21 protein-coding genes are annotated in these 22642 nt (G+C 60.5%); 10 read left to right on the top strand and 11 right to left on the bottom strand.

Going from position 1 to position 22642, the window contains the following annotated elements; genetic code table 11:
- Positions 1 to 32 precede the first annotated feature (32 nt).
- On the bottom strand, positions 33 to 3170 hold the full coding sequence (locus GJR98_RS02385) for a PAS domain S-box protein (RefSeq protein WP_151135097.1): 3138 nt from the start codon (positions 3168 to 3170) through the stop codon (positions 33 to 35).
- A gap of 318 nt (positions 3171 to 3488) precedes the next feature.
- Between GJR98_RS02385 and GJR98_RS02380 the strand changes: the two genes are divergently transcribed.
- From GJR98_RS02380 to GJR98_RS02365, 4 genes are all read left to right on the top strand, one after another.
- On the top strand, positions 3489 to 4199 hold the full coding sequence (locus GJR98_RS02380) for a DUF7344 domain-containing protein (RefSeq protein ID WP_151135096.1): 711 nt from the start codon (positions 3489 to 3491) through the stop codon (positions 4197 to 4199).
- 128 nt (positions 4200 to 4327) lie between these two features.
- Positions 4328 to 5455 (top strand): hypothetical protein, encoded by a 1128-nt coding sequence (locus GJR98_RS02375; RefSeq protein ID WP_151135094.1) that lies wholly within the window; start codon positions 4328 to 4330, stop codon positions 5453 to 5455.
- Between the two features lie 653 nt (positions 5456 to 6108).
- Entirely contained in the window at positions 6109 to 6546 is a 438-nt protein-coding gene (locus GJR98_RS02370) for a hypothetical protein (RefSeq protein ID WP_151135092.1), read from the top strand.
- Positions 6543 to 7679: a tyrosine-type recombinase/integrase gene (locus tag GJR98_RS02365; protein WP_151135090.1), complete on the top strand. Its 1137-nt coding sequence runs from the start codon at positions 6543 to 6545 to the stop codon at positions 7677 to 7679. Before GJR98_RS02370 ends, GJR98_RS02365 begins: the two co-directional genes overlap by 4 nt.
- A gap of 284 nt (positions 7680 to 7963) precedes the next feature.
- Here the strand turns inward: GJR98_RS02365 and GJR98_RS02360 are convergent, their stop codons facing one another.
- Positions 7964 to 8383, bottom strand: coding sequence for an HIT family protein (locus tag GJR98_RS02360; RefSeq protein ID WP_151135088.1), 420 nt, complete (start codon positions 8381 to 8383; stop codon positions 7964 to 7966).
- 258 nt (positions 8384 to 8641) lie between these two features.
- Here GJR98_RS02360 and GJR98_RS02355 point away from each other — a divergent pair, with 258 nt between their 5' ends.
- The gene (locus GJR98_RS02355; RefSeq protein WP_151135086.1) at positions 8642 to 9142 is read left to right on the top strand and encodes a hypothetical protein; all 501 of its coding nucleotides are present in this window, start codon (positions 8642 to 8644) and stop codon (positions 9140 to 9142) included.
- Positions 9143 to 9225: 83 nt separating this feature from the next.
- Here the strand turns inward: GJR98_RS02355 and GJR98_RS02350 are convergent, their stop codons facing one another.
- The gene (locus GJR98_RS02350) at positions 9226 to 11955 is read right to left on the bottom strand and encodes a hypothetical protein (protein ID WP_151135084.1); all 2730 of its coding nucleotides are present in this window, start codon (positions 11953 to 11955) and stop codon (positions 9226 to 9228) included.
- A gap of 307 nt (positions 11956 to 12262) precedes the next feature.
- Between GJR98_RS02350 and GJR98_RS02345 the strand changes: the two genes are divergently transcribed.
- A complete protein-coding gene (locus GJR98_RS02345; RefSeq protein ID WP_449271766.1) occupies positions 12263 to 13069 on the top strand; it encodes a helix-turn-helix transcriptional regulator in 807 nt (268 codons plus the stop codon).
- Between the two features lie 96 nt (positions 13070 to 13165).
- Positions 13166 to 13288, top strand: a complete 123-nt coding sequence (locus GJR98_RS17790; RefSeq protein WP_255518393.1) for a hypothetical protein — start codon at positions 13166 to 13168, stop codon at positions 13286 to 13288.
- A 113-nt stretch (positions 13289 to 13401) separates the two neighbouring features.
- Here the strand turns inward: GJR98_RS17790 and GJR98_RS02340 are convergent, their stop codons facing one another.
- The 7 genes from GJR98_RS02340 to GJR98_RS02310 form a co-directional block, all read right to left on the bottom strand.
- Complete coding sequence (locus GJR98_RS02340; protein WP_151135080.1) at positions 13402 to 14118, bottom strand: hypothetical protein; 717 nt, start codon at positions 14116 to 14118, stop codon at positions 13402 to 13404.
- Positions 14119 to 14216: 98 nt separating this feature from the next.
- A complete protein-coding gene (locus GJR98_RS02335; RefSeq protein WP_151135078.1) occupies positions 14217 to 14846 on the bottom strand; it encodes a uracil-DNA glycosylase in 630 nt (209 codons plus the stop codon).
- Positions 14847 to 15077 (bottom strand): DUF7860 family protein, encoded by a 231-nt coding sequence (locus GJR98_RS02330; RefSeq protein WP_151135076.1) that lies wholly within the window; start codon positions 15075 to 15077, stop codon positions 14847 to 14849.
- A gap of 54 nt (positions 15078 to 15131) precedes the next feature.
- Entirely contained in the window at positions 15132 to 15983 is an 852-nt protein-coding gene (locus tag GJR98_RS02325) for a ribose-phosphate diphosphokinase (RefSeq protein WP_151135074.1), read from the bottom strand.
- Between the two features lie 94 nt (positions 15984 to 16077).
- A complete protein-coding gene (locus tag GJR98_RS02320) occupies positions 16078 to 16899 on the bottom strand; it encodes an HVO_0234 family beta-propeller protein (protein WP_151135072.1) in 822 nt (273 codons plus the stop codon).
- Between the two features lie 121 nt (positions 16900 to 17020).
- Entirely contained in the window at positions 17021 to 18211 is a 1191-nt protein-coding gene (locus GJR98_RS02315) for an MBL fold metallo-hydrolase (protein ID WP_151135070.1), read from the bottom strand.
- Positions 18212 to 18313: 102 nt separating this feature from the next.
- Complete coding sequence (locus GJR98_RS02310; RefSeq protein WP_151135068.1) at positions 18314 to 18658, bottom strand: metal-binding protein; 345 nt, start codon at positions 18656 to 18658, stop codon at positions 18314 to 18316.
- A gap of 135 nt (positions 18659 to 18793) precedes the next feature.
- On the opposite strand from GJR98_RS02310, the gene GJR98_RS02305 reads away from it, so the two are divergent.
- The 3 genes from GJR98_RS02305 (at position 18794) to GJR98_RS02295 (ending at position 22281) form a co-directional block, all read left to right on the top strand.
- Complete coding sequence (locus GJR98_RS02305) at positions 18794 to 19924, top strand: tRNA (guanine(26)-N(2))-dimethyltransferase (protein ID WP_151135066.1); 1131 nt, start codon at positions 18794 to 18796, stop codon at positions 19922 to 19924.
- A 69-nt stretch (positions 19925 to 19993) separates the two neighbouring features.
- Positions 19994 to 21334: a YihY/virulence factor BrkB family protein gene (locus GJR98_RS02300; protein ID WP_151135064.1), complete on the top strand. Its 1341-nt coding sequence runs from the start codon at positions 19994 to 19996 to the stop codon at positions 21332 to 21334.
- 2 nt (positions 21335 to 21336) lie between these two features.
- Positions 21337 to 22281 (top strand): phosphatase PAP2 family protein, encoded by a 945-nt coding sequence (locus GJR98_RS02295; RefSeq protein WP_151135062.1) that lies wholly within the window; start codon positions 21337 to 21339, stop codon positions 22279 to 22281.
- A gap of 113 nt (positions 22282 to 22394) precedes the next feature.
- On the opposite strand, the gene GJR98_RS02290 is transcribed toward GJR98_RS02295, so the two are convergent.
- Positions 22395 to 22589 carry a hypothetical protein gene (locus tag GJR98_RS02290; RefSeq protein WP_151135060.1) on the bottom strand — a complete coding sequence of 65 codons (195 nt, stop codon included), beginning with the start codon at positions 22587 to 22589 and terminating at the stop codon, positions 22395 to 22397.
- Between the last annotated feature and the right edge of the window lie 53 nt (positions 22590 to 22642).

Raw genomic sequence — 22642 nt, 5'->3', positions numbered from 1 at the left:
TGACGGAGCGCCTGAACGGCGGATGACGCTTTTCAAGAGAGCAGTGTCTCGAAGACCTTTCGCTCAGCGGCCCGGAGGTGCTGGTGGAACGTTGGTGGACTGATACCGAGTGATTCAGCGACTTCTTCGCCCGAACTGTTCCGCGGCCACTCGAAAAACCCAGCGTGGTAACACGCTTCGATGGTGGAGTGTTGCCGGTCAGTCAACTTCTCTGTGAGGACGTCTTCGAGGTGCGGATTCGCCCGTTTCACCTGTTTGCGGCTTACCATCTCGATTTCGGGATACTGGGATTCGACCAGTTCGATAACCGTGCGTACGTCCGCACCGGGGGGCAGGTGGAAGCCGAGATGAACCGTCCCGTCGACGATTCTCGCCTCGATTATCTCTCCACCCTGTGCTGCGACGGCAGACGTGATTGGTGGTTCCGAAAGACGGACTTCGAAGGAGTTGACTCCATTTTCGGAGTTCCGAACGGTCAACTGTTTCCAGTTCGGTGTCGCCTCGATAATCGCATCGAGTGTGTCGATGGCATCGTCGGTGACGGTCCCGTAGGCGGTGTAGTTTCCGTCACCGGTTTCGACCGTTTCTTCGATAGATATCTCCCCCTCCATGTCGAACGAGTGCCCGAGACTGTTGGAGAGGTTCTGGGTTCGGAAGTTGAGTTCGATGACTTCGTCGCTCATGAGCGCTCGTTTGCGCTCGATACTGGCGAGCGCGTGGCCGATAATCGACCCGAGGTGGTCGATTGCCGCCTGCTCGTCACCTTCGAACGCGTCCGGGCGGTCTGTCGAAATCATCAGCACGCCGAGCACTGTCTCGTCGTGTACGATGGGAATCGCGACAGACGACTCCACGTTGGTCTCTGCGAGGAGTTCGTGGAACAGCGCGTTTGCTTCGTTGCTCGCTGTCGTCAGTTCTCCATCACGGTCTTCGTCGTCACCTCGTCTGTACTGCACCGTTTGGGTCCGAAGTGCTTCGTCGACGAGGGCGGCGTATCCACCTCCTCCCCGAAGCTCAGTTTCGAGTGAGAGTTCGACACCTTCGATGGGCTCACAGCCGGCCGTGGCCTTGATTTGGACGGTGTCGAGTGACCGGTCGAGTTCTCCAATCCACGCGAACTGGTAGGTTTCGGCGTCCGCGAGGCGGTCACAGACGACGGATTCGACCTCTTCGCGCGTCGATTGGGCGATGACTGCGTCGGTGACGTCTCTGATGACGCCATTCAGGTCGTTGAGCGCGGCGAGTTGCTTCCGTTGTCGTTCGAGTGTGCGTTCGTATTCCCGTCGTTCGGTTGTCTCACGGACGACGCCGACTGACCCGACGAACGACCCGTCTCCACGCTCGTCCTCACCGAGCGTCTGCAATCGGGTGAACTTACTCTCGGCGAAGAAGTGACTCCCATCAGCGCGTTCGATTCTCGCCTCCAGCGTCTCGTGGTTCTCGTCGTCCCTCATCGACTGCCTGCGGGCTGCGGCCTCTCGTGCGATGTCCTCTCCGACGACGAGCGAGCAGTGTTCTCCAATCATCTCCGACCGGTCGTACCCCATCATCTCCTGATAGGACTCGTTGACCATGACGAAGTGCTGGTTCTCGTCGAGGACGTACACGCCGTCGTCGATCGTTTCGACGATCGTCTCGTACTGTTGGAGCGCGCGTTCGTGCTCGTGTCGGCGAATCGCGGTCGCGAGGATGTGTGCCACCGACTGGATGAAGTTGATATCTTGGTCAGTGAACGTCTTGCGCTCGGTGTGGTGCGTCCCGAAGATTCCCCACGGGGAGTCGACCGACCCGACGATGGTACTGACCCCGCTGACGACCCCGTGCGAGGTCAGTAACTCGGGGCCGCTGAATCGCTGTTCTTCGTCGAGGTTTTCGACGACAATTGGTTCTTCCGTGAGGAGGGTGTGAGCGGCTTGCGAATCGCGGTCGATTGCCGATACGGTTGTCTCGCCGACGATGCCCTCGTCCCACCCGACCCCCTGCCGAAGAAGGAGATCGTCACCGTTTGGTCGCAGTTCGAGCACTTTGGTGTAGTCGGTCCCGAGCGTCTCGGAGACGAGCGACGCCGCACGAGACATCAGATGGTCGATGTCGCCGTTCTCGAGGGCAAGCCATCCGAGTTCGGTGATGACTTCTTGTTGTCGAACCCTCGTCTCGAGTTCGCGCGCTCGCTCTCGTCGTGTGGTAATATCCCGGAGATATATCGAGAGTCCGTTTTCAGAGGGATAGATGGTCGCTGCGAGCCACTGTCCCAACAGGTCGACGTAGCCCTCACACGTAACCGGTTCCTGGTTCGTGCGCACATGTTCGAAGCATTCCTCGACGTCGGTTCCACTCAGCAGTTCCAAGGCGCTCCCGAACGTCTCTCCGAGCAGTTCGGATTCGGTTTTCCCGAGTAAGCTCTCGGCACGCTCGTTTACGTAGACCACGCTGAACCCGTCGTCCACTGCGAGGAACCCATCGTCGATACGCTCGAATACGTCGTCGAGTTCTCGTTCGAGGTTGTCCCGTTGTTTCGCAAGCCGTTGTCGCTTTCTGTACTGTCTCGTCGTGTCCTGCGTGACCTTCACGTAGCCTCGGATGTCTCCACCGTCGGTGACTGCGGTCAGCGTGACTTTGGCTCTGAACTTCGTCCCATCTTTTCGGATGCGCCACCCGTCTTCTTTGATTGCTCCGTTTCGAGCGGCCTCGACCAAGTTGTGTTGCGGGAGGTTTTCGTCTCGTTCTGCTGGTGGGTAGAACACCGAGAAATGTTCGCCGATGATTTCCTCGGCTTCGTACCCTTTGATTCGCTCGGCTCCTCGGTTCCAGGTTCGGACTCGTCCGTCGGTGTCGAGTGCGAAAATCGCGTACTCCGTCACCTCTTCGACGAGTGATTGGAACTGCGCCTCTCTCACGAGATCTGAGACCCCTCTGTCGTCACTCGGCAGTTCGGTGGTCTCTGTCGGTGTATCCGGAGAGACACGCCACCACACACGGCCGCGGGCACCGACCTTCTTGGTATCGAGAATGCCTCGGTCGACGAGTCTGTCGAGGCGGTTGTACACCGTGCGACGCGTACACGCCAGACTTTCTGTGACTTCCTGTGTTGTCAGCGGCTCGCCGGTCCCTCGGGTCTGTTCGAACACCGCAAGGGTCTCTCGTTCCCACTCGCCACCTTGCCCCGACATAGTGCCAGCAGTTACCAAGCACAAAATATAGCCCTTCCGTTGACGGAATCTCGTCTCTCTGGTGACTATCCATCATCAACGAGTGTTTTGTGTGCCCCTCGCCTGACGGCGGGCCGTTCCGACGAGATATCACTCAGAACGTGGGGGTGTCCCCCGGTGTTCACACGGTCATGTCGTTAACCGTTGGAGCGTGTCAGATGGGTCTGAAAAGTGACGATTCGAGAGGGGTGAAACGAACGTCTGGTTCGGCTGAACGAGTCGTGCCTAACATATTTGGGGTTCTGGCTTTGCTCGCTCCGCAATAACGAGATATTGTCTATGAGTACAGACTCCCGAGCGTTCGACCATCATCCGCTGGCGCTGGAAGTGTGCTCCTGTTCGCCGTCGACGATTCGGGTACTCGAATCCCCCGTTCGGCGACGAATACTGTGCGTGCTCTTGGAGCGAAGAACGGTTGCGTTCCGTGAACTCACGTCCGCACTCTCTCGTTCTTCTGAGTCCGTTCCCTCCGACGACGATCTCGACGACCAACACGCACTGCTCGCGTCCCTCCATCACACCCACGTCCCGAAACTCGAACGTGCCGAACTCGTTTCGGTTCACTCTGAGGACGACGTCCTCTCACTCGACCTCCACCCCGATATCTATCGCGGCCCGCTGACCGCGCACCTGCTTCGTTCGGTCGACCAAGAGGTGTGGGCCGCAGTCGCCGCCGTCTATCGGGACAACCGGAGAGGTGCGGTGCTCACACTGCTCGCACAATCTGGCCCGACACAGACGATGGAGTCTCTCGCTTCGAGGCTGGTCGAGTCGTCGGTTCGGGGGATCGACCGTTCTGTGAGTGGTGGACGTGAGACCAAAGCAGACGTGGAGATAACACTCCACCACGTTCACCTGCCCGTTCTCGCAAACGTCGGTCTCGTCGACTACGACGTCACCAGTGGCGAGGTGACGTACACGGGAAACCGATGGTTCGAACTCGGTGAGTTCGTCGAGACACTTCCACCCCGAATGCGTGTTGGGGTGTAATCGTTCTCGATAGCGGGGGATACAATCTCTCGACAGCAGGGAGACACAAGGTGTACGCGTCGGTTCGGAGACCGAGTGCGTTCCCCTCCGCCAGCAATTCTATGTAATCTGAGAGTCATATAGTACGTATGAATCGTCGAGCGTACCTCTCGGCCACGGGCCTCCTCTTACTCGCTGGGTGTTCGACACAGGACACATCCGAGACGACCACGAGTCCGAGTACGAGCACCCCCGAATCGACGACGACAGCGTCCTCGACGACGGAATCTCCCTCTCCCACGACTGAAACACAGACATCGACTCCAGAACCGACAGAAGAGCCACCGACCACGGAGACAGAGACCGAGGCCCCAGACAAAGCAGACCAGATACTCACGCTGGCACAGGAGGACCTCGACGATGGCGTCGTGGCATTCGCCGACCTCGCAGCCCCTGACGGAGGGTTCCAGGACCTGAACGCGACGATTCAGTTCCCGTTCGACGACGTCTCTGCCCCCTTGTTCCGTGCACGAGGACACTTCGGCACGCTCACGCAGTACGAGTTGGACGAGCGCCAACGCCAACGACTCGCTCGTCTCGAAGAAGTGTACTGGTTCCTCTGGTGGACGGGCAAAACCCACGAGAGTCTCAACGTGACGCTCTCCCGGACGAACAACGCAGTCTCCCGGTTCTACGGCGAAGAGTACTCCCGAGTCGACAGTGCAGTCGACCAAATCACCGACTCACTCGAACCCGCAGAAGAGTCACTCGACAATCTGCTGGACGAGTCGAGTGCGAGCAGTCTCGACGAGATTGACGAACTCGAACCGGACGACTACGACCAGAAAGTCGACGCACTCGAGCGAGAAATCTCGCAGTTCGACGCCTTCGCGGACGTACTCGTCTCGATGCGAAACGGCGTTCGTCGATTACAGCGTGGATTCGACGAGTACCTCGGCGGGAGTTACGAGGAGGCAACTGAGACGTTCTTCCGTGCGGCAGTCGCGTTCGAAGATGTCTCTGAGGCACTCGCCGACGTGGAACCAATCGAAGCGCTCGACACGTACGTCGAGGAGTTCGCGTGTCTCTCCGATTCCCTCGCACGGGGGAGCGACACGCTCGGCGAAGCAGCGACTGCCGGTGACCTCGACATTCCAGAGCGACAGACCGACAAAGAAGACGAGGCGCAAACGGCGTTCGAGAGCTGTGAGCTGACGGCCGAGAAGATTCCGAGTATTCCGGCGTTCTTCGACGAACTCCCCGACGAGAGGAATTAATCGGGGTTTCATCTCTAACTGCCCACTTCGCTTTGTCAGAACTTTGGCTGTTCTTTATATGCAATCGTACATCCCGGGGGTGTAGCCGAAGGTAGTGTATTGAACAAGGGTGTAGGCCACCATCGCAAACAGTGCTATCCGAAATACATCCAACAAAGCCAAACATGCACCATCGATGTGAGGTCCAATTCGGGCGATTCGAAGTCTAAAACACCCAGTATCGAACGAATCGACACACGCAAATATGTGATTGTGGATTGTCGGTACCCCGCCGAAATCCGGCCTGATAGCACATTCGAAATCACCCGATACACCCCACTAACGATGGGGTGTACTGGGGATACGGGTATTCGATAAGCCTCGTTTTTGGGGAGGATACCATTAGAAACGAACGGCTATTCTGTGTCGAGACGGCCTGAATGAGCTGATTTCGAGCGAATTGTGTGTGGTCACCGATGCCTCAAAATCCATCGATTCGAGGGGTCACAAACGCCTTCTTGCGGCTACACCCCTGCCGTGTAGCACCGCTATAGTACACCCTTGGTGTTGGGTTTGAGTTGAGAGCTGTTTATGAGCAGCCGACAGGGGTGTCGGCTGCTTGAACAGGCCGATATCGAATGATTAGACAGAAACCAACTGACGTACGTCGCCGAATGGGCATCTACAAACATATCGAGGATGTGCCACCGCGCTCACGACTCGAGCGGTTTGACTCAAGATACAAACAGACCGATGTGTGGGTGGCATTCGCCTCGACTCGAAATAGCGAGTTTGACTCAGCACACTATGCGGCGACCATCAGAAAGGCGGGGTCGTCGTTCAAACTTCACATGCGGGACAGGGGTCGACACCATGCACTCGCACACCCCGCCGATATCGAATCGTGGCTTGTCGAGCTTGCAGAGACACGCACACTGAATACGGTGTATTCGGAGTACTGGGTCCGAATCGAGGAATTTTACAGATGGCTACAGCGCCACTCAGCACACCCACACGTGTACAACCCGGCGTGGATGGCTGCTGCATCCTATCCAACAGCGGACGCTATGTGGAAGCGAAAGATGCGCCATCAGACAGCAGGTGAAGAATGACCGCCCCGGAAAAATCGGAACCAGACGCAGCACGTGAATTGATTGGGAATGCGTTTGGCCGCAAACGAGACCCACTCGCTGGATTCGAACCTCAGTTTGAGGAACTTGATGCAGACGCCTTCGATGTATTCGTCCGGAGTGGTTTGGACCCAATACAGCCCGCACCGGGGACTCGAACAGCGTACCTTCGGCTCATCGATGACTGGACCCAGCATATGGAACGCATGGGACGTCACCCTGCGTGTCCGAGTTCAGATCACGTGAGGGAATACGTCGACCACTGTCTGCTGGCACGAGGCCTCAAACCAACAACTGTCCGGACGAAACTGCACCGACTTGAGAAAATATACCGATATTGGCAGTCGGACCCTGTATTCCCACACGAAGTCGGATACAATCCCTTCGAGTACGTGCACTCGACGACCGATCTTTCGCAACCTCCGTTGAAGGAACCTCCACGACTTTCTCCACAACGACTCGGCGAACTCCTTCGGACTCTCACAGACGTCCGCGACCGACTGATAGTGGTGCTCCAACTCAAACTGGGCCTCCGCGCAGGCGAAGTGAGCACGCTGCGACTCGCCAATCTCAGCGTGTCGCACACCGAATTACGTGCTGCATATCCGGAGCTCGGGTCAAACCCAGCGCTTACGGGACGCGAGAACGCGGTGTACATCCCTTCTCGATACGACGAACCAGGGAACAAATCACATCGGGCGCGGATATTACCACTCGATGCGGAAGTCAGACGAGCACTTCTCCAGCATCTCCTGATACGGTCGGATACCGGTGACCCGTGGGTGTTCCAGAGTCGCACAACGGCAACCCAGATTACGCCAGAGGCGATCAATCGCGTGTGGAAACAGGCATTCCGGCCAGAATTCGATGAGACAGACGAACATCGAGCAGTGACGAGCCACTACGGACGACATCGTTTCAGCACCTACTGGCAGGTCGACAACGAAATCCCACGCGAACTCGTCCAGTACATGCGCGGCGACCGGATTGACGACGACGATCCATCTCGCCAGACAATCGATAGCTACGTCCATACATACTACGCGGATATTGAACCGGTGTATCGACAGCAGATGTATTCGCTTGGACTTCCAACCGACTGTTCGTCACTATAGCCCGAGAGCACCTGCACTCTGACTCGAATGTTTTCAATAGCACATGGGTGGGGTGGGCTACTCGATACGTGCCGACGCGAGCAGGTAATCTTCCATCGGTGACTGCGATAGCTGTCCGCGCTGATGATGCCGTTGACATTCCTCCTCCCCCACTTCGCATTTCAATTGTGTCTATTCACGAGACAGTGACTCCGTTGAGGTATCTGTGTTTTCAGAGCAACGCCTCTCTGTAGTGGTACTGGTTGCGTAATTCAGAAAGAACCGACAGCAATCGATTACCGTGGCTACAGGCCCGAGAGTGCCGCTTCGATGTCGTCCATCTCCTCGTCCGAGAGGTCCGGCACGTCGCCTGCGACGGCGTGGATGGGGTTGCCGCCGTCGTCCTCGAATCGGGGGACGATGTGGACGTGGACGTGTTCGACTTCCTGTCCGGCGGCGGGGCCGTTGTTGATACCGACGTTCGTCGCGTCGGCGTCGACTGCCTCCTCGACGCGGGGGACGAGTTCGTCGACGGTGCGGAAGAGGTCCGCCGAAATCTCGTCTGGCAGGTCGTCGAGGCGGGCGTAGTGGTCCTTCGGGACGACCAGCGTGTGTCCCGGCGCGAGAGGATTCACGTCGAGGAACGCCAGTGAGTGTTCGGTCTCGTGGACGATTCGGCCGTGGATGTCGCGCGATGCAATCGCGCAAAAGATGCAGTCAGGCATGGGTTGTACGTCGATTGGCGAGGAAAAGAAAGTTCGGACCGAGTCAGGGGAGCGTTCATCTGGTCGGTGTCGATTGCTCAAATCATACGTCAGCTGACTATTATCTCGAGTTTGTCATTCGATCTGGAAGTAGAGTTCGATGGTTGACATTCACTCTGCGCTGAATTTCTGTCAACTCCCTAACAATATTTATACTGCTGTCTGAAATACGTGTTTTTGCCCTGAGGGGACCGTTCCCCCGGGTCTGGAGAACGAACTATGGCAAACCACGATACCGAAACTACACTCAGTCGACGACGCGTCCTCAAAGCGGCGGGGACGACAGCAATCGTCGGCGGATTCGCCGCCGGCTCAGCAGTTGCAAAACCAGACAACGGAAACGGCCCACCGGACAAAGCGGCGTGCGAACCACCGTACTACCACGATGAAGATGTCGACGCCACCAACGTCGCTGATGCCGCACAACCGACGATTCGGGTCGACAACAAACTCGACTGTCCACTGAAAATCAAACTGCTCTCAGACAGAGGCAGCTTCGACGGCATGGTCGTCACTGTCGGGCCGAGGCACTCGGGGTACAGAGGCAAAGAGGACGGCTATCCGAACCAGGCTGGCAAAAACGTCAAACTTCCAGAGTCCGACTGTGGCGCGGTCATTACTGGCTTGAAAGCGAAGCTTCCGCAGGCGAAGGAATTCTCGAAAGTCAAGGACTTCGGAACGGCGACGATTGGGGGCACCGGCTGTAACGGAAACGGATAATCTCGCATCGTTCGGTTCACTCTGACACGTATTTTTACAGAGACAGTTTAGAAGAGCTCGACGTTGCTCGGACCGTTCCAGTTCTACTTCTTGTCGTCGTGTCCACGTCCCCGAAGGAGATACCCCACGGCGAACGCGGCTACGACGAGGACCCCCACCCCCACCCCAAGGAGGCCGAGCAACAGCGAATCTAACCCCTCAGTCTCGTCTGACGCGCTGGGTGAGGCGGTCGCACTTGGTGTGGGTTCTGGTTGTTGCCGTTGTTGCTCGTTGGTGAGCGTGTCGACCACCTGACTACGTGAGAGCGGCGGTGCCTGACTGCTGGCGACGGTCGGCTGTGAGACGCCCCCGTCGGGTGCCACCACGAAGACGGCATAGTAGGTCCCCAGAACGGGTGCCGGTTCGTGGTCGACGATGCCAGTCTCAGACCCTTCGTACAGCAGGACGCCGTCGTTCGGCGTCTGTGGTGGCCGGACTGCCTGTCGGACTACCACGACGGTCGATCCCGCGTCAGGTTGGGGCCAAGTAAGCGAGACGGTGCCGGTAGACTCCCGTTCAGCATTGACCCAAGGGAGAGATGTAACCTGCTCACTTGGGAGTGTCAGCGTCACCGAGACGACCGTATCGGCTCCCGCTACTTCACTAATCTCTGCATACTCCTGCTGGGTGAGTTTGTACGTGTCTATCCCATATCCGGGCAGGCGAGCTTGCACGGTGACGGCCTCGGCGTCCGGGGGGACAGCCAGTGGGAAGTACCCGGTGTCGGCGTCGGGGGTCAGTTCGTAGCGACTGGCCGCGTCCTCACGGACGACCGTCATGTGGAGGTGGTCGAACGGAAGTGTTCGACCGGCCTCGTCTTCGATGGTGACGTCGAGCCACGGTCCCGCGAAGGAGGGGGGCGTCTCACGGATACCGGGTGGTGGCGTATCACCGTCCCACGGGGCGGTGGGGTCCACAATAGAGTTGCTCCTGTCAGCGAATCCAATCGGTTCTCCCTGTTGCCACCCGGGGACGCCGTTGTTCTCCGAGTAGAAGCCGTGGAGGATGAACAGCCGGTCGAGGTCGGTGGGTGGGTCGGTCGGTCCCGGGAGAGGCTCACCATCCTCCTCTTTCAACACGACGTAGAGGTCGTGGACCGTGGTGAGGTCCTCTTGGTCGCCCATCGCCTCCCAGAGGCGAGAGAGCCCCCACGCGACGTCGTCTCCGGGTTCACGTCGGGCGAACGCTGCCGGCCTGGCGGTGTCGTCGTCCATCACGTCCCAGAGTAGTGAGGCGACCATCACCTCCTCGTTGGGAAGCCTCTCGTCGGGGTCTTCGAGCCACCATTCGTGGGTGTTGTCCTGGAGGTCGCTTGGTCCACTGAGGGCGTAGTACGCCGACCCGGTTGGGTTGCTTGGGTGGCCTTCGACGAGAGCGGTGTAGAACCCCGCCCACCCTTCTGCGAAGGAGTCGGTCGAATCAGGGTTCCGCACACCTTGGTGGTTCTGGGAAGCGGGTCTGTGGCCCATGTTGTCTGTCTTGCCCATTCCGCTCCGGTAGTTGACGTAGTGACCAATTTCGTGGTAGACAGTCTGTCGTCGCTCGGCTGCTGGAGGTGCCCTGATGAGTATCTGTTCGTTCGCAGGGTCAGGAGTGAAACTACTGTTTCCAGGACCGTCCTCGAGCCAGATTGGCAGGGTCTCGTCGAAGTCGACGTTCAGGCGGTCCCGGCCGTAGGCGAGTGCCGTCTGGGCGTGCACGTAGACGAGCGCGGTCTGGTACACCTGCGTCCCATCAGTTGCCGCTAACCTACTCGTTGACCCGTCTGCCAGCAGGTGAACTGGCTCCGAGTCGGCCATGTCCGTTTGGAAGATGACGTGTGTGAGGACGAGTCCGCCTAGTTCGGCAGCCTCCACAGACAGAGGAGCGGTGGTGTACCCAACCGGAAGGAGCGTGGGTTCACCACGACGGTAGAGTTTGAACATCTCGTCTCGGTCTTCGAACCGGACCTCCAGTTGATAGCTCGCTTGTGGGCTAACGTTCGATACTCGGATTGCGTAAATTCCCGTGTCGTCGGTGTGAGTCACGAAGGACCGCACCTTTGCTCCCTCGGTGACGTGGAGAATCACCTGCACTTCTTCGAGGTCTCGGTACTGGTTCTGCTCGTCGTAGGCGAAGACGTAGCCACCGAAGGCCATCTCTCGTCCCGTCTCCCTCGGTGTGTTGGTCAGTTCGACACTCGGCGGCGACGCAGGCTCGTCCGTACACGGTGCCGCGTGTGGTTCGACTGTCTCCAAGAGCTGCTGGCCGAACGCCCGTGCTGCCGCGTCGTCCGGTCCAATCATCCCCTGGGCGAGTTTTTCCAACCATTCGTCTGCGTCTGCCACGGCACCGGGGTCGTACGTCTGGTTGTACCAGCCGCTCCACGATACCTGAACTGCACGGTCGGTAGACCGTAAGTACGGGTCCGAATCTGGTACTTCGCAGATGTCGGTGCCCCGTAACACGTTCTCAGCGTCGACCCAACGAACAGTGAACGTGATGTAGCCCTCCCCGCCGGCGATGGGCTCTTGGCCGCGTTCTGAATAGCGACAGGTGTTGATTTGGAGGCCGTTCGGCAGCGTGGTACTGTCTGTCCAAGAACTGGATGCGATGAGGCTCCAACTTCCCTGTCCGGACGGATAGGACGCTGGGCACAGTGATGCACTGTCGAGGTCGTCCAACGTGGACGGACCACCGTTGTCGGCGACCACCCCACTCGGAGTGATTCCTGAGAACAGGACGATGAGTGTAACGACCAGTACAGACACGCGACCTGCAGGTATTCGGCTCACGGTGTCCCTCCCGTCAGGTACTGTCTGTCGCTCCCCATGGTGTCTGCCCCGATTATTGTTGTACAAGAACGTACGACGGGCACTGGCTTATCTCATGTCAAAATTCTCATATACTGGGAGACAGCGTGGGCCGGTGAGTCGTCACAGCCGTACTGATTCCACACCCCCACTTACGCAATCACTGGAACGTCTCTCACCGCACGTCTCACCAGCCTTGTAGACCGCTTGGTGACTGTCACCCCCTACTGATAGTCCTCGTTCATACAGGAGGAACTCATGTCTGTGGAGAACATATTATTCATTTGAGATGAACGCCGCGCTCGAGGACCTGAAGTTCTTGATACGCTCGAATCAGCGGGTTGCAGTACTGCAACGTCTCGCAGTTTCTCGGTGTGTGCGATACGAACTGCACTCGGAACTGGAGATTCCTTCGTCGACCCTCGGGCGCATTCTCGGTGAGTTTCACGACCGGGCATGGATACGCCGTGACGACGACGTGTACGAACTAACGTTCCTCGGGGAGCTGCTCGCCGACGAGTTGTCTGCGCTGTTGGACACCGTCGAGACGGTTCACCAACTGAAGAATATCGTCGATACGCTTCCGATTTCGGAGATGGATTGTGACCTCGAGTGCTGGAAAGAGGCAACCATCACGACGGCGAGTACCGATGGCGTCACTGAGGTCATCCATCGAATCGTCGCGATGATACAGGCAGCGGACACGGTCCGTCTCATCACGCGCATCGAGTACGACACAGCGCTCGAAGACCACAGGAGAGCAGTCGTCGACGGGACACAGGAACTCGAAGTCGTGTTCACCAGCTCGGTTCTCGACGAGATTTTTACGGACCCCGACCAGTCTCAGTTGCTCCTCGAAATACTCGAGTCCGGCCGTGCTGAGTTCTACTCGTACGATGGGACGTTCCCGTACGTGATGGGACTCTTCGACGACGAGTACGCCGGCATCGGCGCCGTGGAAGCACATGGAATCCCGCTTGGACTCGTCCAAACGACCGACGAAGCGGTGTGTGCGTGGGTTGCGGACACCATCGACCACTACCGAACCCAAGCAACTCGGGTCTCTGTGTCTCTAGTCGAGAGTAACTTGTCGTAGCTCATCTCCCGAGAGCGTCCCACGGAGTGGAATCCTGTCACGAGTTGAATCAGTACCAGTGGGCATCATGATACTGCAACGCCACGTATGTGAGTCATGGCAACCCAAGCCCAGCAGGCGACCTACACAGTACCGATGTCGACCACAGAGATGCGGCTGGACTACGCGCAGGTGATTCGCCAAGCACACCGCAACGCGCTCGCTAGAAAAGCTGCGTAGCTGATTTTTGAGTCGCAGTCGACGCCGAACACACGAACCACGCGCTGAGTGGCCACTGCGGACAGCACGTGTCCTCCCCCCTCGTTTATGGACGCAGTCGGTGCGTTCGGCCGTCAAAACAGCACCCCCAGCCTGACCGTCCCCCAGACGACGTGCCACCCGAGGTAGTAGACGAGGCGGAACGCGTACATCGTGAGGAAGTCGTACCGCCTGAAGAGGTACAGTTGAGCCAGATTGATGGTGAGGATGTTCAGGCCGACGTACACCGTAGCCCAGAGCGGAATCGGTCCGGAAAACCCGGCCTGGAGTTGGAAGGCAGGTTCGAGCAGTGCGACTGCGACGAGAACGACCCACAACCGGAGAGACCGGTTGGAATCTTCAGCCAACGAGGGCACTGCGAGGAACGCCAGCGAGAGCGGGAGGAGGTGAAAGAGTATCTCGACGACGTACCCCATCGTCGGGTAGAACAGCAGGGAGTACGGGACGGGGACGTTGATATCCTCGGGCAAGACAGCGACGGAATCAACCAACACCATCCCGACGGCGAGGAGCGTAGGAAGGAAGACGGTGAGAGCGAGGCGCTCTCGGAGCGGGCCGGGCGTGTACACCGCAAACCAGCCACGAGAGAGAACGAGCGTCATCAGTACCACTCCGAGGGCGATGACACCGAGAATCGCGAGCATCGGATGAAGGCTCCCGAAGTACGGGAGAAATACCTGTGGAGTCACGGCAGTCAGTACTCCCACACAGCCCAGGATTGCGAGCGACAGGAGCCCAAATAGCAGGTACTGCTTCCGATTCTCCCTGAGTAGTTCTCTGAGCCTGTCCATGTGACCCTCCTCGCCTCCGTGTGCTGTGCCGCCGGGATGCGACGACCGATGCCCCGAAACGGTACGCAGTACCTACTATCGCCGTGGATATAGCGGTTCTACCGTACGGGCAACAACTCGGCCAAATCCTCGAAATACTCGTCTAACTCGTAGCCGAGACGCGAGAGCCACACGTCACGGTACGAAGGGTGCAGAAGCGGGACGATCGTGTACCCGAATCGCTCGCTCTCGACGGGTTCGAGAACCGTGTCGAGGAAGCCGTCGAGCGAGATGTCGTCCAGCGAGAAGACGCTCTCGGTGGCGTGCCGACCGGTCGGAATCACCACGTCGGGGTCGATGGTTTCGAGTTCGGTGACGAGATGGTCGAGACAGTTCGCCTTCTCCTCTGCGCTGGGTGCTCGATTCGACCCCTCGCCGTCCGAGGGAAAGCACTTGACTGCGTTCGTGTAGAACACGCCGTCTTCGTACCCTACCGTGGCCATCGTCTCGCGGATGCGCCGCCCGGAGTGCTGGGCTGTGTAGGACATCCCAGTCCAGTTGCCGCCTTGCCACTGCTCTGCGTCGGGGTTGCCCGCGCCGGGCGCTTCGCCGACGACCATCACCGTCGCGTCCGCGGGGCCGACTCCCCACGAGATGCGGTTCCGGCACTTGACGAGCGCAGGACACCGGGTGCAGTCGCGTTCGACGACGAGTGTGTCGGCGGCGTCAGGAAAACGTGGGTCGGCCATCTACTCGGTCAGCGGAAGGACGATGCCGAAGACGATGGGCGAAAAGAGGATGAGTGCGATGCCAATCCACTCGGCGTCGAAGAACAGCGTTCGCTCCCATCCGGGAATCTGTCCGCCGCTCAGTGCAAGTGCGACTTTCGCGCCGATGGCACCGAACAGGAAGAGTGCGAGGCCGAGGCTGAGCCCAGTCTTTGCCAAGAATGGATAGTCGAGGTTACCGTAACGTCCCATAGCACTTCGAGATAGGCGAGAGAAGAAAATCGTTGCGAGAGAGTGTGTGGTCTGCTAGCGTTCGAGAACGTCGGCGATGGCCGGCGCGACAGACACGTCGCTCACGTCGCGCTCGATGGTGTCGGTCCCGATGACACGCTCGATACCGGCGCGGGAGAGTTTCGTCCGGGCGCTCCGCGCGAGCAGTGGGTGGACGGTGGCACAGAAGACGCGGTTGGCACCGCCGTCGGTGAGGACGGCGACGGCCTCGCTCATCGTCGACCCCGTCGCGATGATGTCGTCGGTGATGACTACGTCGCGGCCCTCGAAGTCGGTCTCGCTCGGCGTAATCTCGACTTCGGTCCCCGAGTGGCGAACCTTCTCGAAGTAGTCGGTCTCACCGGAGCCGTAGGCGTCGCGGACGGTCTCGGCGATGTCGATTGCACCCGAGTCGGGCGAGAGGAACAGTGGATTGTGGAGTTCTGGAAGCGGCTCGGCCAGCAGCCCGGCGGCGTCGACGATGTCCACGGGAACGTCGAAGAAGTCGGCGATGGCATCTTCGTGGGGATTGACGAGGACGACGCGGTCGGTGGTCGTACTCACGGCGCGAGCGACGGCTCGGGCCGAGATGGGGTGGCCGACTTCGAACGCCTTGTCCTGTCGGGCGTAGCCCATGTACGGGATGACAGTGGTGACCTCCTCGGCACCGGCCTCGCGGACGGCGTCTTGGAGTTGCAGCAGTTCGATGTAGGCGTCGTTGCTGGCGGTGCTGGCGACGATGGTTGCGGTGTCGGCGTCGAAACCGGGGACCGCCGCGAGCGTCTCCCCATCCGGGAAGCGGTCGTACTCGACGGCCGCCAGTGGCTCGCCGAGTTCCGAAGCGAGTGCGGCCGTGAGTGCCTGAGATGATGCGCCGGGTACGAGCATACCCATCCGTCTCTCGTCCGGGGTAAAACCGCTTTTCGTTGGTGTCGGCTACGTCGCGTGTCAGCGTGTCGCGGCGGTGTGCGTCAACCGCGTCTTACTGCACCGCCACACCGACGGCGTCCAACCCGAGCACCTGCGTCCGCCAGTCGCCCTCGGTCGCCTGCACGCAAAGCGTCCCCACGTCGGTCACGGCGTACGTAGCCTGAGCGTCGTGAGCGACTCCAACGACCGCCTCGTCCATCGGAATCGGGTCAGGAATCCATTCGTCGTCTTCGAGCGAGACGACCCCGTCTGGTCCCACGGCGTGGGCGCGGCCGTCGGGCATCGATTCGACGACTGTGGTCTCCCCGTCGAGCGCGTCCATCCAGCCGTTTCCGAGCGTGTAGAGGCCGGACGCTGTCGCGGCGAGCAACGCCCCCTCGGCACCGCCGAGACGGCCCGCCGGGTCGGACACGTCGGACGCGTCGTCGAGGCCGACGTGAGTCAGGCCGCCGTCGCCGATTCGGTAGACGCCGTCAGCGGCCGCGACGAGGCTTCCATCGATGGCGCGAACCTCCTCGGCGCTCCCGACTTCTTCCCACCCGTCTTCACCGTAGCGAGCGATGCGCCCCGACTCGTCGGCGGCGACGACGCGGTTTTGATGAAAGCCGACAGTCGTCGCGGGGCCGAAGCCGAGTTCGTGATACTCGCCGTCTTGGACCAACAGCACGTCGTCGGCCGTGGCGATAGCCACTTCGCCCGGCGACCCGGCGATGTCTCGCGGGGTACAGCGGTGGTCGATGCGGAACCCGCCGACGAGGTCAGCGGAGACGTCGACGGTCACGACACCCATGTCCGAGGCAACGTACACCGTCTGTTTCCCCGACTTCTCAGCGTACACCCGTTTCTCGTCGATAGAGAGGTCGAAATCAGCCATCCGTTGGTCGGGGTTGGAGATGGGATTCAGAAAGCGTTGTGGTCGTTCTCAGTGTTCGGTTGCAGTGCTTCTGGTGAGTACCTCTCCCGCCGTACTCTGCTCCTTCCTCCGGAAAATACGGTCAGTCACTCGTCAGCGGGTGCTCACTGACCGCGCAGTTGTTCGGCCCGAGTTCGAGTTCGAACGCCTCGTCGTCGTCCACCGATGTGCGGCCGAGATTGATGTCGATAATTTCCTCGAAGTTACTCGGCCGAGGGGGGTCGTCCGAGAGAAGAGACTCGACGAACGCCTCGCGGGTCATGCCGAGAGTCGGCATCCAGCCGCGGAGTTCGCCGAGCGTCGCGGTGTAGGTGCCGTCGGTGGCAGGGTCTGCAGCGTCACTGAAGTGTCCGGGTGCGACGAGCACGTCGTCAGGGAAGCGCAGAAGCTGTCGGTCGAGCGTATCGTACAGCAGGCCCACTGCGTCGGCAACAGCACTCCCCTCGCCCTCAGGGTCGGGGCTGCCGACGCTTTCGATAAACAGGCTGTCCCCTGTCAAGATGACGCGCTCGTCGACGAGGTACGAGGTCATCCCCGAGGTGTGCCCCGGTGTGTGTACCGCCCGAATCGAGAGCCCTCCAACTGACAGCACGTCGCCGTCTGCAACCGTCGTGTAGTCGACGTCGTATTCGACACCGCGGGCCACCGACGGCTTCGGGATGACGGCTTCCGCACCTCGGGCGGCGAGGGCGCGCACGCCGCTCACGTGGTCGGCGTGGACGTGGGTGTCGATGGCGTAGCGCAACTCCACACCCAACGCTTCGACGTCTTCGAGATATCGGTCGGTAAACGCTCGTAACGGGTCGACGACTGCTGCTTCGCCGTCGCTCACAACCATGTAGGCCAAACAGCCACTGGACGGGCGTTGGTACTGGATGAGCGTCCCCGACCCCTCGAAGCGCGAGACTTCGATGGTGTCGTAGACCTGTGCCCACCTGTTCAGTCCCCCCTCGAGGTTCACCGCTGCGATTCCTTCTGCTTCGAGGAGCCCTACCACGTACGCGCTCGCACCGCCTTTCACGCAGACGACGACCAGTTCGTCGTCACTGGGTGGAATCCGGGCGAGCAGTTCGTCGTCGACATCCATCAGAAACTCGTAGTACGGAACGTTTCGGCTATCGACGCTCTCACTCTCGATGCGCCACGTGTCGTACTCCCGCACCGAACGCACGTCGAGGACAGGAACCCGGTCGCCACGGGCAATCCGGTCTAACAGTGCCTCGGGGCCAATCGAGGCCACGTCGTCAGCGCCCGGAAGATTGTCGATGTCCATCAGTACTAGATGGACTCCGACCAGCAAATACTCGCCAGACTGCGTCGTGTGTCTCTCACCGAACAGGGGGTTCGACAGAACCCACCCGCCAGTGAATTTCGGTCACAGAAATTCGCGCACTTCGGAGTACCACATGTCGTGGTAGTCGACTTCGTCGAGGGCGTCGGCCACGTCGACGGCGATGACGTGCCAGCAGCGTTCACCCTCGTCGGGGTCGAGGTTGTACATCGAGTCTTTGCACGTACACCCGCGGTCTTCGACCACGTACTCGTCGTCGTAGCCGACGACGACGTCGAAGTCGCGGTAGCGTTTCACGCGTCGCTCGGAGACGGCCTCGATGGCCTTGATGCCTCTGTCGCCGTGGGCATCCGCGATGGCCTGCACGATTGGCGGCGAGAGTTTCCCTGCCTCAGAGAGTGCTTCTCGCCAGTCGTCGACCGTGTCCACGTCGTCGAGTTCGCGGGTGCCGGACAAAACGCATTCGGTGCGGGAGTCGGGTCGGCATCGCCGAGTTGCCCCCGCGTCGCGCCAAGTCGCCCTCGCATCGCAATCGGTTTCCCCCCGCGCGGGCGAACGCGAGGTATGCACGTGAGCGAGGGAGGCGTCGACATCGAGGTGCCTGATGCCCGCGACGGGGCGTCCGAGGGGACCGGCGACGACGTCTTCTACAACCCGACACAGGAGTTGAACCGAGACGTCACGGTGGCCGTCCTCCGCGCCTTCCGCGAGCGCGAACCTCGCGCCGAGTCGTATCTCGACGCGATGGCCGCCTCAGGAATCCGTGGCGTCCGCGCCGCCGCCGAGGGCTACGACGTGACCTGTGCGGACCTCGACGCCGACGCCGTCGAACTCGCCCAATCGAACCTCGACGCCGCCGGCACCGGTGGCGAGGCAGTCCACCGAAACGCGAACGCACTCATGTACGACTCCGTGTTCGACGTGGTCGACCTCGACCCCTTCGGCACGCCCATGCCATTCGCCGACCCGGCGTTCGCCAACACGCGCGACCTCGTTTGCGTCACCGCGACGGACACCGCACCGCTCTGTGGTGCCCACCAGAAGAGCGGGATTCGCAAGTACGGGTGTGTCCCGCAGAACACCGACTACCACCCCGAGATGGGCCTTCGTGTCCTCGTCGGGGCGATGGTCCGAACCGCTGCCCGCTACGACAAGGCGGCCGTGCCGATTCTCTCGCACGCGACGCGCCACTACGCGCGAACGTACCTCGAACTCGACGAACGGGCGACCAAAGCCGACGAACTCCTCGAATCGACCGGGTTCGTTTACCACTGCGAAGACTGTCTCCACCGCGAGGCAGAGTACTCGCTCATCGCTCACCCGCCAGAGGAGTGTTCGAACTGTGGGTCGACGCGGATTCTCGAAGCTGGTCCAATCTGGCTCGGCCCCATCTCGGACGCGGAGTTCGTCGAGTCCGTCCGCGACGAAGTGACCGACGACTTCGGGAGCGCGAAGCGCGCTCGTCGGATGCTCGACACGCTCGCTGTCGAACTCGACACGCCGACGCACTTCGACCAGCATCGCCTCTGCAAACTCTGGGGCCGGTCGGCATCGAAGATGGAGGAGTTCCTCGACGCCGTCCGCGACGCTGGATTCGACGCGACCCCTGCTCACTACCACGGAACCGCGTTCAAGACGGACGCGACTGTCGCAGAGATTCGCGAGGCGACTGCGCACCTCGACCCCGAAGCCTGAGGTGGCGTGCGCCTGTGGGCGCGTGAGTTCGAGGTAGTTTCTTTTGCTCCGGTGTCGTTGAAGTGATACGTGAGCGCACAGATTCGTAATCTCGTCCCCGTCGGTCGGTCAGTCGTCGACACGATTCGCGAAAAGGAGATTACCTTTCTCGCGGCGAGCATCTCCTACTACACGCTCGTCTCTCTCATTCCACTGCTCGTCTTGGGTGTTATCGTGGCGACTGCCATCGGTGGCGAAGACCTCGAGATGCAACTCCAACTCCTCATCAACCAGTATCTCCTCCCGTCGGGACAGGGTCTCGTCGAAGAGGCGCTCTCTGACCAGACTGGGCAGGGAAGCATCGGACTGTTGAGTCTCGGACTGACGGTGTGGGGCGCGCTGAAACTCTTTCGTGGCCTCGACATCGCGTTCTCTCGTATCTACGGGTCGGAGGCTGGTGGCATCGTCGACCAACTTCGTGACGCGATTATCTCACTGGCCAGCATCGGTGTGGGAACCATCGGCGTCGCTGTCGTGACTGCGCTTCTCGGGCTCATCGACCTTCCATTCATCCAGTTTATCTCCCCGATTATCTTGCTCCTCACGCTCTGTGTGGCGTTCTTCCCACTCTACTACGTCTTCCCAGACGTTGGACTCACGCCGAGACAGGTCGTTCCGGGGACGGTCTTCGCGGCCGTCGCGTGGACGCTTCTCGGTATCGGGTTCGGTATCTACGCGAGCTTCGCCGGCGCGTCGGTCGCGGGTGCGCTGGGTTCGATTTTGCTCCTCGTGACGTGGTTCTACTTCTCGGGAATCACGCTCCTCTCCGGCGCCGTCATCAACGCCGTTCTCGCTGGCGTCGTCGATGGCGAGGTTCCGGAACCGGGTGACCGTAGGGGGGGAGTTGGCGGAGTGGACCGGCAGGTACAACATACGGGAGTCCGACATGACGGTCATACGGACATGAGCGACGAACGAGGTGACACTGATGGCTCGCAGACGGGCGACGACACCAGCGACGAATCACGCGCTGGTTCGTCCGTCTCCCCGCGCGGCGCTCCTGATATCGAGGAGTTAGAATCGCAGGTCGAAGAGCTCCGTGCAGACCTCGACGCGTTCGAGGCCGACGTGACCGAACGGACCGTCGAGAAACCGCAACTCGAATCTGAACTGAAGCGGTACGTCCGCCGCCAGATGCGTCGCGGCAAAGCCCGTGGCTGGGGGCCGTATCTCGTCCTCCTCTACGGCGTCGTCCTCACGCTCGGCGCGTTCTACTACCTCCAGTCGGACCTCATCGCAGTCATCGCGATGCTCATCATCTTCCTGTCGACGCTGGGTCTCTACGTCCTGTTCGTCATCTTCGGCATCGGCCTGAACGTGCTGGGCGTCCCCGGGCGCGCTGTTGATGCCGTTCGAGAACGTCGGAGCTAACGATGATGCTGCTCCAGACTCGTGGCTTCGGTGAGACCGCTCTCACGAACCTCCCCGAGGTCATCGTCTTCGTGTTTGGCCTCGTCACGCAACTCGGTGGCCAGTGGTTCTTCTTCGTCGCCTTCACCTCGCTGTACTGGCTGTGCTGGCCCCGAATCTCTGCGCGCCCGCGACGGACTGCCGCCTCGTTCGTCGCGCTCGCATTGGTGTCGCTTGGGCTCATCACCGCACTCAAAGCCGGGTTCGCACTCCCTCGCCCACCGACTGCTGCTATCGCCGCCGCACCGGCGTGGCCCGACCCACTCGCGGACCTCTACGTCGCGTTCACGACCGACGATGGCTACGGCTTCCCGAGCGGCCACGCCCTCGGGACGACGATGGTCTACGGTGCTGCCGCGGTCATCCTCGACGTGTGGGACCGCCGGCGTCGCGTCGTCGCTGCCGCGGCAATCATCGGGGTCGTCTCGCTCTCCCGCGTCGTCATCGGTGTCCACTACGGCGTCGACGTCGTGGTCGGCACGCTCCTCGGCCTCGTCGTTCTGAAGGGAATCTTCACAGTCGCCGCTGCGGACGACGCCCCCGGCCACCTCGACCCGCGTCGCCTGTTCGCACTCGGTGCGGTTCTCGCTGCGCTGGCGCTCGCGGTCGTGCTCGCCACGGGTGCTCCGGACCACGCTGAAAACGCTGCTGCTGCCCTCGGCGGGTCACTCGGCGGCTATCTCGGCTGGTCTCGCATCACCGACCACGAGTCGCTTCCGACACTGTCGCCACCGGTCGCACTCGTCTCGTTCCTCGGGGCGGGTGGCCTCTGGGGTATCACCGATGCGCTCGACGCACCGATTCCGGTGACGATTCTCGCGACGGGTGGTGTCGTCGCGTTCATCCTCGTCGCTCCTCGATTGCAGGTTCGATTCGCCGACGACTCGGTTGCACAGAGCGCGGACTGACACGTTCTCGTCGTTTCTTCGTTTCGTCGTTTCGCCGTTTTACCGTTCACCGCTCGTTGTTCACCGTTCAGTCGTCGCGCCCTGGTCCCGCTGTGAATCTCTTTCGACCTCGCTCACACCCCGAGAAGCTTCGCGACGCCGACTGCGACGAAGATGACTCCGAGAAACCGGAAGGCGTAGCCACCGGTCTCGGAGGACCGTGCGCCCTCCGTAATCGGCCCAAACCGACGTGCGAACAGCATGTCCTCCGCGAAGACGAACAGTACAACGCCGAACACCACGACGGCGAGGGACGCGTAGACTGTCATCGTCTCAGTCTCACTCCAGTGACTGAAAAATCCGTTCTCGCGACGCAGACATT

This window comes from Haloferax marinisediminis (genome assembly GCF_009674585.1).
Classification (GTDB): domain Archaea; phylum Halobacteriota; class Halobacteria; order Halobacteriales; family Haloferacaceae; genus Haloferax; species Haloferax marinisediminis.
Note: the sequence above shows the minus strand (reverse complement) of the source record. Positions and strands in the feature narration are given on the sequence as shown.